Raw genomic sequence first — 13,646 nt, 5'->3', positions numbered from 1 at the left:
TCACCTACAGGGTCAGCGACAGCAATTCTGCGGGCAGTTCGGCGTCGGGGCCGGACTCCTCCAGAGCCTGCTCACACTCGGCCTGCCACAGCGCCTCGGACCAGAGCTCCATTTTCTTGCCCTGCCCCACCAGCACCAGCTTCTTCTCCAGCCCGGCATAGTCGCGCAGTGACTGGGGCAGCAACATACGACCGTTGCCGTCCAGCTCGATATCGGTGGCGTAGCCCAGTATCAGGCGCTGGAAGCGCTTGGTGGCCTTGTTGAGTGCAGGCAGTGCCTGGATTTGCTCCTCGACGCGCTCCCATTCGGGCAGGGGATAGATCACCAGGCAGCGGGTCTGGGTATCGATGGTGACCACGATCTGTCCCTCGCACAGCGACAGCAATGGCTCGCGCTGGCGCGCTGGCATGGCCAGGCGCCCCTTCGCGTCCATATTGATGTGCTGCACACCGCGGAACATGATCGTTTTCCCCACTTATTTGGTTCTCTAATCCCACAAAAAACCAAATTTATCCACTTATTCCCACTTTGCGACACTATAGGTCCGCCCTGAACAGGGTGTCAAGCGAGCCATTCGCAAAAAAACGTTGTAATTTCAGTGAATTAGCGGAGGTTGGGGCAGTTCTCGCCGCGCTCTGGGGTATCTATATGTGGACAAAGATTACGCAAAACATGCGTGTACCCGCACTTGCTCACAAGTTACTTTAAGTTTCAGTATATTTTCTTCTTTTGTGGAAGTGGCAGGGTGCCGAAACGGTATATACAGAGGGCCTGGACCCATCTAAACCACAAGCAATTGTGCGCGCTCAGCGGGTTGTACCCGCATTCGCCAGGATCGGGAGTAAAGTGAGGTCGAAAAAGGTTCGGCCCGGGGTAAGAATCAAGAACGGCCCGCCGCCAGACGGGCGCAATTAACCGTCTATCGCTTGCCCGAGCGTAACTGAGGCCAGAAACACATGCCGGGCGGTGCGCTGCAGTACGTCAAGGCTGGCCCACTCGTCGGCGAAACCTCGACGGCCACCGCGCTCACCACCGATCTGGATGGCGGGCGTGCCACCCGCAACGGCGATGTTCATATTCGATGAGCCACTGTTGGACAGGGTCGGTTCACTGCCAAGGTAGGCCGAGATCGCCTGGGCATTCCGCACCAGCGCTGACTCCCTGGCTCCCGGAATCTGCCCCGGCGGGGTGTTGGTTATCGCCTCCAGCTCAAAGCGCACATCCAGCTCCGACTCGATCGCAGCCAACTCGCGCTGTACCCCAGCCTCGAGCCGGCCAATAATTTCTTCGGTCAGCCCGCGGATATCGAGGGAGAACCAGCCGGATGCCGGCTTGTGGTTAAACACCCTGCCGCTTTCTATCACCGCAATGTTCAGCCGCGCCAGGTCACCGTTGCTGTCCAGGGGTGGAGACAGCATCAGAATCCTGTCAACCGCACGACCGATGGCCTGATTGACATTGGGGAGCCCACCGTGGAGCGTATGCCCCGGGGATCCGTAGGCGGTCACTTTCCACCAGTGAATCCCGATCCCGCCATAGGCCAGCACCTCGCCTTCGCCCAGTACATCGACGAAGGCGATGGCTTGCTGGCGATGCTGCCGGTAAAGCGCCCGCATTCCACCCAGGCCCGTCTCTTCCTGTGCCGCCGCCGCAAACACGATATCGTGCTCCGGCTGAAGGCCGCTCTCAAGCAGCGCACTGGCCGCCGACATGAGCGCCACCGTCGTCAGCGAGGTGTTGCTACCGGGCCCCAGCACCTTGTCGCCCACAACTCGCAGGGGCTGTGATGCCGAGCGCTGGTGCTCGGCCACCGTCGCGAGGTCATCGAGCGTGGAAACGAAAACCACCGATTGACCCGAGCGGCCGGGAATTCGCCCCACAACGTTCCAGATATCGGTCACCGTGACGTCGCTCAGGCCGATGTCCTGCATATGGCGGGCGACAGCCTCCGCGCGTTGTTGCTCCTGTCCTGAGGGTGATTCGATGCCACCGATTTCGACCAGGAGCCGCGCGCTGTCATCCCGGCTGGCATCAATTGCCGCAAGCCCCGCCTTTACACCGGGAGTCGCCAGGGCATCCTCCAGCGGGCTGATCGTCATGCCCTCCCGGGCAATGGCAGACAGGGAAGCTGCCACCGCCAGTACCAGCAGGACGACGATCCGCGCGTTCAACATATGACTACCCCACAACTACTCATAGACTGGCCAGAATAAGCACCATCGACACCGGCAGCGAATACCGGGTGTTCAATCGATGGGAAGTTTGGTCAGGTTAACAACGAGCTGACGCAGCGTGGTAGTCAGCTCCCGCAGACGCTCTTCACTAATACCTTCGATCGCCCGGGCCAGTTGCCGGTCCCCCAGCTGCAGTATCTTGCCCGCTGTCTCGCGCCCCAGCTCTGTCAGGTTCACATTCACGATCCGCGAATCCGTGCTATCTATACTTTGCGACACCATCCCGGCATCTTTCAGGCGGGTCAGGGCCCGGGTAGCGGTAGAGCGCTTGACCAGCGCGTAGTGCGCCAGGTCCTTGATGTTCAGCGGGCTCCTCCGGTGCAGCGTCGTCAGCAGCCGGTAGGCCGTGCGGTCGAGGCCGAAGCGGGCAGCCGCCCTGTCCAAATCTTCGTGGTAGTGAAAATCGGCATGGGCAATCAGATAGAAAGGGGATGCGAACAGGTCGAATTCGGGTGAACGAAAATCCAGTTCTCCAGGTATCCCCGTACGGGCGTCATTCTTCATTATGTGTTTCCGGGGGACTTCATCCGCTGGCCCCCTTGTGATTGGATGAAGCGAACAATATACATCAACCGTTTCGCGCAGTAAGCCACGCTCCGGCCTAGGGTGCCGGGTCGGAGGTAATCAGGTGGAACGAAGTCTGCCGGCCATCCAGGTACTCCACTGTGTCGCCATCAAAGAAAGCGTCCTCTTCCAGCTTGATAGGTATCTCTTTGTCCCACTCCGGGATATAGGTGGCGGCATTCAGTTCAATGGAATAGGCCGTGTCCGGATACAGGGGATAATCGCCTTTCACCGGCAGGCCTCCCTGATCGTCCCACATGCCGATGGTCGGCCCGGCTGCATGACCGTGGAAACCCAGCGGATGGGTATAGATCGATGGTTTGATGCCCTCTTCTATGGCCTGCTCCCGCGACAGGCGCAGAATGTCGTTACCACTGCGCCCGGTCCGGAAATTATCCGTCAGGATATCCTGCAAACGGTTAGCGTTTGCCAGTGCCTTCACCAGGCCAGCCGGCGCCTCGGTTTCACCCGGCTTCAACACATAGGCGTGTTGCTGTTGGTCGGTATTCAGGCGCAGGTAAGTGATGCCGAAATCGACGTGGATCAGGTCGCCAGGCTGAATCACTTCCTCGCCGGGTCTCTTGCTGAACGCCTCAACCGCGTCAAACTGGGCACTGTCCGCCCGCTGGATCGACACCGTAGGATGGAACCAGTTGGCCAGGCCCAGTTTGGTGGTCTGGTCGCGCAGCCACCAGACCACATCACTGGTCGTGGTCACCCCGGGAGTGACCACCTCGTTGGAGAAAGCCGTCGCAATCAGCTGGTGGCCGATCCGGGCCAGCTCGGGGTAGTGCTCCATCTCCAGCTCGCTGCGGGTCTCCAGCCAGGCAATGGCCAGCTTTTCAGCGGGCACAACCCGGGTGCGGAGTTCCTCTGGCAGCGCGGCCAGAAGTTTACGGTGCTCGGTACTGCTCATGCCGTCTGCCAGTGCAAAGCTGTCAGATACATTCACCGCAATACGCGCGGGATCACGCGCCGCAATCACATCGGCCAGTGCCGCCCACTGGTCCGGTTGCGCCTCCTTGTCCCAGGCTTTTTCGAACAGGTCACCCACGGCGTACCGGGCGACGGCAAGTTGCTCCAGCGGCTGCCCGGGACCGGGGTCGTAGATTACCAGCATGGTATGGCGACGCGCGGAGATCCAGGTGGAAGGCAGCATCGTCTTGATCACCGGGTCCTCATTGTATTCGCGGGACATAATGACCCACATGTCGATCTTTTCCCGCCGCATCAGCCCCGGCAATACATCCTCAAAGCGCTGCGCCAGAATGCGGTCTATCAACTGGCTGCGCTCCTGCATGCTACCAATGTCTGCAGCCCAGCTGCGCGAGCAGGCCATCGCGACCACGAGAATCAACAGCTTACGCATAGTATCTACCTTGTCTGTATCATTTGCTTTGCAATCCGCTGGCGACGCCGCGGATCATGTCTGTTACTTGCAGGGCCAAACCAGGCTGCACGCTAGTGCGGGTTGGCAGCCCGGGGAATCAGCAGCAGTTCCGTTTGCCGGCCGTCGATGTAGTAGAAATCACTGCCGGTATAGAAACCGTCGACTTCGAGCATGAAGCGCACCTCCTGGTCGTGCCACTCCGGCACCGCTTCTACGGCATTCAGCTCTATCGAGTAGGCAGTATTGGCACGCATGGGATAATCGCCGGTGCCCGGCGAGCCGTTCTGGTGCTCCCAGGAGCCGATCGCAGGGCCGGCACCATGACCGTGATAGCCAATGGGGTGGGTATAGATTGTCGGGTTCAGTCCCTGGCGCAGGGCCTGCTTGCGCGCGGCAAACAGTATCTCGTTACCAGTACGGCCGACCTTGAAGTTATCTGTCAGCGCGTCCTGCACTGCGTTGGCTGCGCTGAGCCCCTTGCGTAGCCCCGCGGGTGCCGTTGTCTCCTGTGGTTTCAGTACATAGGCCATCTGCTGGGTATCAGTCTTCAGACCCATGTAGCTCATACAAAAGTCCACATGCAGCAGGTCCCCCGGCTGTATGACGTTGCCGTTTTCCAGCACCATCTTCTCAATGTCAAAGGTCGCCATGCCACTGCGTTGCACGCTGACACTCGGCTGGCACCAGGGCTCCACTTTCAGCGCCGCCAGGGTCTCCCGGTACCACCAAACTACTTCATCCGTAGTGGTGACTCCGGGCGTGATCACTTCCTCGGAGAGCCCGCGCTCAACGATACGGTGTGCGACACGCATGATGGCGCGATAGGTGTTCATCTCCGCCGGAATCCGGGTCTCCAGCCACCCGATGGCCAGAGCGTCGTGGGAGACCAGCCTGGCTGACAGGGACTCGCCAAGCGCCTCGCGCAGTTCGCGGTACTGACTCACGGATAACCCGTCCGCCAGAGGAAAGGTAGAAGAGATATTGATTGCGATGTTCTGCGGGTTGCGCTCTTTGATGATCTCAGTGACGCGCCCCCACTGGTCAGGCTGCGCCTCCGGATCCCAGGCAGAGGGAAACACATCCCCCACTGGATAACGTGCCACGGCCAACCGCTCAACCCCGAGATCTCCGCCACGATCATGGAACACCAGTACCATGCGCCGGCGAGCCGACATCCAGGTCGCAGGCAGCATCGTTTCCAGCACCGGGTCTTCGTTGTACTCGCGCGCAATCAACACCCACATATCCACACCTGCCTCGCGCATTAACGCCGGTACCAGTGTATCCAGCCGCTCTTTCAGCCAGCGGTCCTGCACGGCGGCGCGCTGCTGCAGATCGGGCAGGCCGGGCATGTCTGAATTGGAAGCAGCAACACTGCCCGCGCCCAACAGTCCGCCAATCAGCAGCGAACCCAACACCTTCGAAATCTGTTTTCTCATGCGATCAATGCACCTTTGTCCAGTAAAAACCGCTTTACCACCAGCCGACATAACAACCTGTTCAAGCCATCGGCTGCTCAATCGACGGCGGGGGCTGCGAGAACCAGCGCGGCCCCTGCTCGGTGATGTACACACAGTCCTCCAGGCGGACGCCATAACGGCCGGGGATATAGATCCCCGGCTCGTTGGACAGGCACATGCCCGGTGCCAGCGGGGTCTGCTCGTTGCGCACGAAGTTAATGGGTTCATGGACATCCATGCCGATACCGTGGCCGGTTCGGTGGGAGAGTCCCGGCAGGCGATAATCCGGACCGTAACCGGCCTTCTCGTAGTAGCGGCGCACTGCGACATCCACCTCGCCGGCCGGCGTACCGGGCTGGGCCGTGGCAAAGGCGATTTCCTGCCCCTTGCGGACATGGTTCCACACGGCCACCTGGTGTGCATCCGCTTCCCCGAACACAAAGGTGCGGGAGATATCGGAGCGATAGCCACCGACACTGCAACCAAAGTCCATCAGCACGACTACGCCGTCGTCCACAAACTCGGGAATGGTAGAGCCGTGTGGCAGCGCGCTACCCTTGCCGATCTGGGCACCGCCGGCCGGACTATCCGCTCCCAGCTGCGCCTGGGCCTGGTACATCAGGCGTACGATGTCCTCACGCCCCATGCCGCGCTCGATCATCGGGTATACCGTCCGGTACGCCCGGATGGTGATATCACTGGCCAGCTGCATCAGGGCAATTTCCGCCGCGGACTTGATCACCCGGCACCGGGTCACCTCGGGGCGTGCAGAAGTCACGGTGACATCCGGTGCGGCGGCCGCCAGTTCGTGGGCGACAAAGTGGCGTACTGACTCGTCCAGCGCCACGGTGCCTTTCGCCAGCCCCTTGCGCTTCAGCCAGGCGCCGATCAGGGCGAAGGGGTCCTGGTCTTCTTCCCAGGTCAGCACGTCTGCCGTTGTTTCCAGCAGTTCCCTGAGCCGGCTCTCTTCAAACGAGGGCGTTACGAACATCATGTCGCCCTCGGCGGGAATGAGCACCGCGGTAAGCCGTTCGCTGATCCACCACTTCACATTGGTGAAGTACTCCAGGGTAGTCCCCGGCTCGATCAGCACAGCATCGTGCCCCAGCTTGCGCATGGTCGCCCGCAGTTTGTCGCGACGCTGTTTCCGCTCCTGCGCTGTAATCAGGCGTGCATCACGGGCCATATCCGGCAGGCCCGCCAGAGGATTTCCGGCCTCGGGGGCTGCCGGCGCCGGGGCGCCTGCACCGGCCAGAGCGACAGCGCCGCTGCCCCCGGCGATCAGCGCCGCACCGGTTTTCAGGAAACTACGCCGCGATCCGTTATTCATTGACTGTGCCCCCGCCGACCCGGCGTACAACGTAATCCCAGTAGTCCACCTCACGGGCGAAGGACTTGAGGGGAATACGCTCGTTGATGCCGTGGGCACGGCTGTCGTCAGGGCGCACCAGCGCCAGGCTACCCGCACCATAGGTCGGAATGCCGGCGCGCCGGTACTCGCGCCCCTCGGTACCACCGGAAGACATGGTCGGTTGAAGGGTCACGCCGGGGTAATTCACCGCCACACCGGCCTGCAGTATCTCCAGGACATCCTCGCGAACGGGCGAGGCCGGGCTCTCCACTGCCACGCGCTGTTGCGTGATACTGACGCCTTCATTGTCTATCGCCCCGGCCAGCACGGCTTGTACCTGCTCGACACCGCCGGTATCCGGGAGAATGCGGCAGTTAACGGTGGCCCGGGCATCCTGCGGCAGCGCATTTTCGGCGTGGCCGGCCTTGAGCATGGTCGCGACACAGGTCGTCCAGAGCATGTTCGAGAACTGCGGATAACGCTTCATGGTGGCAATGGCCGCCGCGTCAGTGGGATCCTTCAACAGTGTATTGAGGGCCTGTCCGACCTCGCCGCCTTCGCGCTGCGCGACCAATTGCGCCATGGAGCGGGTGATCTCGTTGAACCGGACCGGAAACCCGATCGCCTCCACGCTGACCAGCGCGCGCGCCAGATCGTAGATCGCATTCTCAGGCCGGGGTGCGGAGCTGTGCCCGCCGGGGTTTTTTGTCTCCAGCACGAAGGTCGCGAAGGTTTTCTCCGCCGCCTGCATGGAGAAAGCCACCGCCTTCCCGTCGCGGGTCATGGTGCCGCCCCCGGCATCGGAGTTGAGCGCAAATTCCGCCTCCCTGACAAAGGGATGCTTGAGAATCTCGCGCGTGGTGAGCATGCCGGTTTCTTCATCGCCGGAGAAGGCCAGCACCAGGTCGCGCTTCGGCTCGAAGCCTTCCTGTTTCAGGTTGGCGAAGGTCGACACCAGCAGCGCTACGCCAAACTTGTTGTCCTGGCTGCCGCGGCCGTAGAGATAGCCGTCTTTTACCTGCGGGACGTAGGGATCGGTCTCCCAGTTTTCGGGGACGGCGTCCACCACATCCATGTGCGCCAGGAAGGCCACCGGTGCCTGCTTGCCGATGCCCCCGGCCCGGTAGCGCACGATCAGGCCCGCTGTTTTCTCGCCATCGATTTCCAGCGGCAGGCGCACTATGTCCTCATCAGCAAAGCCCGCAGCTTTCAGTTTACCCACCAGGTGGTCGATCATGGCCGGCACCTGGCCATAGCCCTTGGCGGTCCGGTAGGGAATCAGTTCCTTGAGCAGGGTTTCGGCGTCGGCTTTTTGCTGCCCGCTGACGGCGGCCTGGCCCATGGAAGAAAAAGTCATCGCTGATACGGCCACACAGAATGCGGCGGCCAGAGGACGGTAGCTGAAACGCATGGCAGCTCCTTGGGGTTTATCGGGTGAAAAAAGAGGGCAGAATGCCGGAGACCGGCACTCTGCCCCACAAGGCTCTACACAGGGGATAGAGCATGCTCAACCGGCTGGAAGCTGAAGCAGCCTACTTGTACTTCCAACTGGTCAGATCCGCGCCTTCCGGCGCCGTCTCCTCAATCCTTTCCAGGATGCGGGGCACGTAGAAGGTGTTGTAGCGTAACCGCGACACGGCGTTGGGATTCTCGTGGTCGCCGTTCCAGCAGTGCTCGGCCCGATCGCCGTAGTCAACTACGCCTTCATAGGGCGGATCGGCCTTTTCCAGAAAGTCCTCAGTCAGGTAGACGGCGTTATTCAGGTAGTAGTTATCCATATCGCCGGTGTAGATATGGATTTTGCCCTGCAGTTTTGGCCCGAGCTCAGCCCAGTCGCGCTCCATGATATATCGCAGGTCGTAGTTCTCGCGCCAGTACTGCGCCACGTCCTTGTCGATCTCGCCGGTGGCCTTGTCCCAGATGCGTTGCGGGTAGCCATCCGGACCGTTGGGGGAGAACACGGCCTCCCACACATCCCACTGCTGGCCGGAACGGGTTTTGTCACCCAGTACCAGCTCCCAGCGATTCTCCATTTCCATATAGCGGGAGATATGGCCGAGATAATTGCGGTGAGAGGGGCGGTCGATTCTGGTGAAGGGACCCTCCCGGTAGTAGGCATTGTCATCCTCATACAGGTTGACTGTCATGAACTGGCGGAAATCGATCGGGTCCGGACAGGCCGCAAAGGCACCGTTGTACTCATCGGGGTATTTCACCTGAACACCCAGCGCTTCCCAGCCCCCGGTGGAGCCACCGTAGAGGAAGCGTGCCCAGCCCGCCCCCAGGCCGCGGAATTCCTTCTCAATCGCCGGCACCAACTCGTAGGTGATGGCATCGCCATAGGGACCGATATTGGCGGAGTTCACGGCATAGCTGTCGTCATAGTAGGGATTGCTGTGGTCGATCTCCGCAATCAGCATCCGCGGTGCATCGGCCGATACCCAGTATTGGTAGAGGTCGTAAGCTTCCTGGGCCTCTACCTTGTTGTAGCAGTCGAGATCGAAACGCTTGCTGTAGACGCACTCGGCATCCGGATCCGGTGGCGTTTCGCTGAAGCCGCCGAAGTCCGCCGGGAAATGGCCGTGGAAGATGGCCAGGGGAAAACGTGCTTCAGGGTGCTTGTCGAAATCCTTCGGCACCAGCACATGGGCCCGCAGGTAGACGTCGGTTCCCCAGAACTCTGACAGCAGCTCGGATCGAATCTTGATGTGACGAATGAACTCGGTATCGACCGGTTCCTCGATCGCCGGGTTCACCTCACTCAGCTTGACTTCAATGGTTTTGTTGCTGTCGGGGTCAAAGGTCACCTTGAAGGGCTTGCTGACCAGATTGCCCGGCTCTTTCCGCCAGTTTTGACCCGCACCGCGCGCGGCCGGCAACTTTACAGTTTTACCGTTTGCCAGGTTAAAGGTGTCATATTTGTGCAGCACTGCCTGCACAGTGTACTCACCGGCCGGCACTTCTTTCAGGCTGCGCGCCGGAAAACCCAGGATATCGCCGTCGATGATGGCGGATTTCCCGCGCTTCATCCCGTCGATATTGATACCGAAGATTTGCGCCGCGTCAAAATCAGCGCTGACCTGGTCGCGGGGTTCTTTTGAGTCATCGGCGGCCAGGATGAGAATCAGGCGACCATCGTAGCTGGCTTCTGGCGCCGAGCTGGGCAACTGTAACTCGAATTTCTCGGCCTGTGCTTGCGCCGCCGCCAGCAGCAGGCTGCTCACCAGCAGCGATTGACCCGCTAATTTTTTGAACGCCATGTACTTCCCCTTATTGCGCCATGTTCTGATCGTTAGAGAGCGCCCGCGAATCGAGTCCGGCGGACAACCAGATTCCAATGTTGCAGTGTTATGACATAATATAACCATATTCACATTATGCTGGATAGTATTTCTGTGAAAATATTCTGGCCGCTGCAGGGACACCGACCGCGCCCGGCTTCGCTGCCGGGTGCCCCCGGTAACCACGTCACGCAATCTGCTAATCGAGCGCTATACCAATAACAAAGTGCATCAAACCCAAACCCACGACAGGACCTGAACTATGAAATCCCTCTACCGATGTGGCCGTGTCGCGATCAGCGCTTTACTGCTGCTCGCACTGACCGGCACGACGCTAACAGCGAATGCCAGAGACTCACAGGTGGGCACCAGCAGTTACTCCACCCTCGTAACGCTGTTCGAGGAATGGCGTGCTTTTGAGCGCCCGCCATTTACACAGGGCGCCCCGGACTACAGTGCCGACAGCTTCAATGAGCGGTACCCGCAATTTTTGGCACTGCGCAAACAACTCGAAGCCATTGATCCGAGCGGCTGGCCCATTGAGCAGCAGGTGGACTGGCACGTGGTGCGCGCAGAGATGAACGGCTTCGAGTTCAACCATAAAGTCCTGAAGCCCTGGGTCCGGGACCCGGCCTTTTACCAGTCGATCTGGGCCCACCGCAGTGACGTACCGGCCCACGAGGGCCCGACACACCACGCCGTACTGGAGCTGTGGACCTACCAGTTCCCGCTGTCGGCGACCGAAGAAGCACGGCTGCTGTCCGAGCTCGCCGTCATTCCCCCCCTGATGCAGCAGGCCCGGCAAAACCTGACCGGAAACGCCCGGGACCTCTGGCGCGCGGGCATTCGCAACATCGAGGACCAGGGCAATCTTATCGAGCAGATTCGCGACCGCATCGGGACACCCGGCCCGGCGATGCGCGCAGCGCTGGATAAGGCCAGCGCAGCAACCGAAGACCTCGTCGCCTGGCTCAAGGCGGAACTGCCCTCCAAAGACGGCCCCTCAGGTATCGGCCGCGACAACTACACCTGGTACCTGCAGCAGGTTCACTATGTCCCCATGAGCTGGATGGACGAGGTTCGCCTGCTGGAGAGAGAAGTTGACCGATCCTGGTCATCGCTCAAGCTGGAGGAGCACGCCAACCGCGAGCTGCCGCCGGCTACAGCGGCGGACTCAAAAGAGGCAATGGATCGGCTCGAGGAGGAAAAAGCCCGGGCGTTCATGGACTGGCTATTCGATGAGGATATTCTGGACAAGAAGGACTACCTGGAGCCGGCCCTGCGCGAGCACTTTATCGGCTACGTGCCGGCAGAGCAGCGCAACTTTTTTACCATCGGCGCCCACATCGATCCCACGCCACTGTACTCCCATTTCTATCACTGGTTCGACCTGGCGCAGATGGACACCGAACCCCACGCCAGCCCGATCCGGCGCGGCCCCCTGCTCTACAATATTTTCGACAGCCGCAACGAAGGTACCGCCACCGGCGTGGAGGAGATGTTCATGCATGCCGGACTGTACAAAGGCAATCCGCGCTCGCGGGAACTGGTCTGGATCATGCTGGCGCAGCGCGCGGCCCGGGGGCTCGGCTCACTATATGCCCACGCCAACGACATGGACATGGCCGAGGCGAGCCAGGTGCACGTAAAGTGGACGCCCCGTGGCTGGATGAGTAACGAGCCCGAATTGCTGCAGTTCGAACAGCACTTGTACCTGCGCCAGCCGGGGTACGGCACCAGCTATGTGACGGGCAAGTACCTGCTGGAGAAAACCCTGGCGCACCGCACCCGCCAGATGGAAAACGAGGACTACACCGTCAAGGATTTCTTCCGCGAACTGAATAACGCCGGCAGTGTGCCGATGTCACTGGTGCACTGGCAGCTGACCGGCGATGACACCGCTATCCGCAGGATCATGGACAGCGCTGCCGACAAACCCTTCTGATATTCGTCCGGCGCCATCCGGCGCCGGTTTCTTTTCCCGCTGGGCCTGGCCTGCTACCCAACTAGCGAATCAGGCGCACCCGTTGATTGACAGGGTACAGCCATTCAACGCCGCGGGCCGTGACAACGGCGTCGTCTTCCAGAGGAATCCTGAGTTTCCTGCCGCCCCATTCCGGGATGGCCGTATAAGCAAACAGCTCAATGGACAGGAGGTTGGACTCCTTCACCGTATAGGTCATCCGCTCTGGATTGAACCAGGCGATGGAGGGGCCGATGCCGTGACCGAGGTTGCCCACGGAGTGGCAGCCGATGATGACATCGACGATGTCCGGGTCACTGGTCGGGCTATTGAAGGAGTCCATGAAGCGGAAGCCCGCGTCATTGATCCGCGCCTGCATGTCTTCGTAAAGTTCGCCCGCCCTGCGCCCCGCCTTGATGTGCGCTTTCAGGATGTCGCGCACCGTGATCCCGTTGTCGAAGGCCCTCTGGATACTCTCCGGCAGGTGGGTCTCGCCTTCTTTCAGGACATAGGCATGGCGCTTGATGTCGGTGTAAAAATTCAGGTAGCCGACACCCCAGTCAATGGCGAGAAAATCACCGCGCTGAATGACATAGTCGTTGGAAGTCGCCTTTACGCCATCCGGGCCGGTCACGTAGACAGATGGCAGGCCGAAGGACGTACCCAGGTTGTTCTCGAACTGCTGTTCACGCATCCACCACGCCACATCGGCCAGCGTGGTCTTGCCCGGGGTGATGACCTCATTGGAAAACGCGCGTTCAGCGATCGTACGGGACATCTCCCCGGCGCGGGCAAAACCGGCTATTTCGGTGGCAACCCGGCGCGAGCGGAAATCAGAGGCGAGTTTCTGGGCCGACACAAATCGGCCGGCATAGCGCGGCCCCAGCTCCCGGCTGAGCTTCTGGTAGCTGGTATGGCTGAGGCCGTCCGCGGCACCGATATCCGGCGCAAAGTTGAGCGCAATGGACTTGGGGTCGCGTTCCTGGACGAAGGCACTCAGCTCTTCAGCACTGCCAAAGATGTCATAGGCACCGTTGTCCTTCACCAGGCCGGAGCCAACCCCGAGCACAGCTCGCTCAATGCGCCCGTTGCCGCGATCGGTAAAGATGTAGTACCCGTAGCCGCCGACATAGCCCTTGCCGAAATCTTCCGTCAGGGGATCATCGAAACCTTCCCGGTTGACGGTAATCCACATATCGACACCGTTCTCCCGCATGACCTCGGGCAGCACCAGATCGAACTTCTCCTGCCGTATCTGGTTCATGAATTCCCAGCGCCGCTGTGCCTCACCACTGGCGATGACATTGCCGGAAAGGCCGATGGTGGACAGGAGCGCCACTCCCGCCAGCAAACTTCGTTTAATCATGGTGGGTAATCCTTGTTCTGCTTATCTCGTCAATATC

The 13,646-nt window shown here is 60.5% G+C and carries 10 protein-coding genes; 1 reads left to right on the top strand and 9 read right to left on the bottom strand.

Features of this window, described 5'->3' with window-relative positions; genetic code table 11:
* Positions 1–4: 4 nt before the first annotated feature.
* The 8 genes from mraZ to FVW59_RS03230 form a co-directional block, all read right to left on the bottom strand.
* Positions 5–460, bottom strand: a complete 456-nt coding sequence (gene mraZ, locus FVW59_RS03265; protein ID WP_116368589.1) for a division/cell wall cluster transcriptional repressor MraZ — start codon at positions 458–460, stop codon at positions 5–7.
* Positions 461–911: 451 nt separating this feature from the next.
* Positions 912–2,174 carry a M20 family metallopeptidase gene (locus FVW59_RS03260; RefSeq protein ID WP_148062776.1) on the bottom strand — a complete coding sequence of 421 codons (1,263 nt, stop codon included), beginning with the start codon at positions 2,172–2,174 and terminating at the stop codon, positions 912–914.
* A 72-nt stretch (positions 2,175–2,246) separates the two neighbouring features.
* Positions 2,247–2,738 (bottom strand): MarR family winged helix-turn-helix transcriptional regulator, encoded by a 492-nt coding sequence (locus FVW59_RS03255; RefSeq protein WP_148062775.1) that lies wholly within the window; start codon positions 2,736–2,738, stop codon positions 2,247–2,249.
* Between the two features lie 97 nt (positions 2,739–2,835).
* Positions 2,836–4,167 carry a M24 family metallopeptidase gene (locus tag FVW59_RS03250; protein ID WP_148062774.1) on the bottom strand — a complete coding sequence of 444 codons (1,332 nt, stop codon included), beginning with the start codon at positions 4,165–4,167 and terminating at the stop codon, positions 2,836–2,838.
* A gap of 92 nt (positions 4,168–4,259) precedes the next feature.
* Entirely contained in the window at positions 4,260–5,627 is a 1,368-nt protein-coding gene (locus FVW59_RS03245) for a M24 family metallopeptidase (protein WP_148062773.1), read from the bottom strand.
* A 61-nt stretch (positions 5,628–5,688) separates the two neighbouring features.
* Positions 5,689–6,978 carry a M24 family metallopeptidase gene (locus tag FVW59_RS03240; protein WP_148062772.1) on the bottom strand — a complete coding sequence of 430 codons (1,290 nt, stop codon included), beginning with the start codon at positions 6,976–6,978 and terminating at the stop codon, positions 5,689–5,691.
* The gene (locus tag FVW59_RS03235) at positions 6,971–8,410 is read right to left on the bottom strand and encodes a M20/M25/M40 family metallo-hydrolase (RefSeq protein WP_148062771.1); all 1,440 of its coding nucleotides are present in this window, start codon (positions 8,408–8,410) and stop codon (positions 6,971–6,973) included. Before FVW59_RS03235 ends, FVW59_RS03240 begins: the two co-directional genes overlap by 8 nt.
* A gap of 121 nt (positions 8,411–8,531) precedes the next feature.
* Complete coding sequence (locus FVW59_RS03230; RefSeq protein WP_148062770.1) at positions 8,532–10,259, bottom strand: alpha/beta hydrolase-fold protein; 1,728 nt, start codon at positions 10,257–10,259, stop codon at positions 8,532–8,534.
* Between the two features lie 283 nt (positions 10,260–10,542).
* Between FVW59_RS03230 and FVW59_RS03225 the strand changes: the two genes are divergently transcribed.
* Complete coding sequence (locus tag FVW59_RS03225; protein ID WP_148062769.1) at positions 10,543–12,225, top strand: DUF885 family protein; 1,683 nt, start codon at positions 10,543–10,545, stop codon at positions 12,223–12,225.
* Positions 12,226–12,286: 61 nt separating this feature from the next.
* On the opposite strand, the gene FVW59_RS03220 is transcribed toward FVW59_RS03225, so the two are convergent.
* Positions 12,287–13,609: a M24 family metallopeptidase gene (locus FVW59_RS03220; RefSeq protein WP_148062768.1), complete on the bottom strand. Its 1,323-nt coding sequence runs from the start codon at positions 13,607–13,609 to the stop codon at positions 12,287–12,289.
* Between the last annotated feature and the right edge of the window lie 37 nt (positions 13,610–13,646).

It is taken from the genome of Parahaliea aestuarii (assembly GCF_008064635.1).
Taxonomy (GTDB): Bacteria; Pseudomonadota; Gammaproteobacteria; order Pseudomonadales; family Halieaceae; genus Parahaliea; species Parahaliea aestuarii.
Note: the sequence above shows the minus strand (reverse complement) of the source record. Positions and strands in the feature narration are given on the sequence as shown.

Excerpts from the sequence above, each read along its gene's own strand:
- mraZ (WP_116368589.1), bottom strand. The coding sequence starts at position 460 with ATGTTCCGCGGTGTGCAGCACATCAATATGGACGCGAAGGGGCGCCTG.
- FVW59_RS03260 (WP_148062776.1), bottom strand. The coding sequence starts at position 2,174 with ATGTTGAACGCGCGGATCGTCGTCCTGCTGGTACTGGCGGTGGCAGCT.
- FVW59_RS03255 (WP_148062775.1), bottom strand. The coding sequence starts at position 2,738 with ATGAAGAATGACGCCCGTACGGGGATACCTGGAGAACTGGATTTTCGT.
- FVW59_RS03250 (WP_148062774.1), bottom strand. The coding sequence starts at position 4,167 with ATGCGTAAGCTGTTGATTCTCGTGGTCGCGATGGCCTGCTCGCGCAGC.
- FVW59_RS03245 (WP_148062773.1), bottom strand. The coding sequence starts at position 5,627 with ATGAGAAAACAGATTTCGAAGGTGTTGGGTTCGCTGCTGATTGGCGGA.
- FVW59_RS03240 (WP_148062772.1), bottom strand. The coding sequence starts at position 6,978 with ATGAATAACGGATCGCGGCGTAGTTTCCTGAAAACCGGTGCGGCGCTG.
- FVW59_RS03235 (WP_148062771.1), bottom strand. The coding sequence starts at position 8,410 with ATGCGTTTCAGCTACCGTCCTCTGGCCGCCGCATTCTGTGTGGCCGTA.
- FVW59_RS03230 (WP_148062770.1), bottom strand. The coding sequence starts at position 10,259 with ATGGCGTTCAAAAAATTAGCGGGTCAATCGCTGCTGGTGAGCAGCCTG.
- FVW59_RS03225 (WP_148062769.1), top strand. The coding sequence starts at position 10,543 with ATGAAATCCCTCTACCGATGTGGCCGTGTCGCGATCAGCGCTTTACTG.
- FVW59_RS03220 (WP_148062768.1), bottom strand. The coding sequence starts at position 13,609 with ATGATTAAACGAAGTTTGCTGGCGGGAGTGGCGCTCCTGTCCACCATC.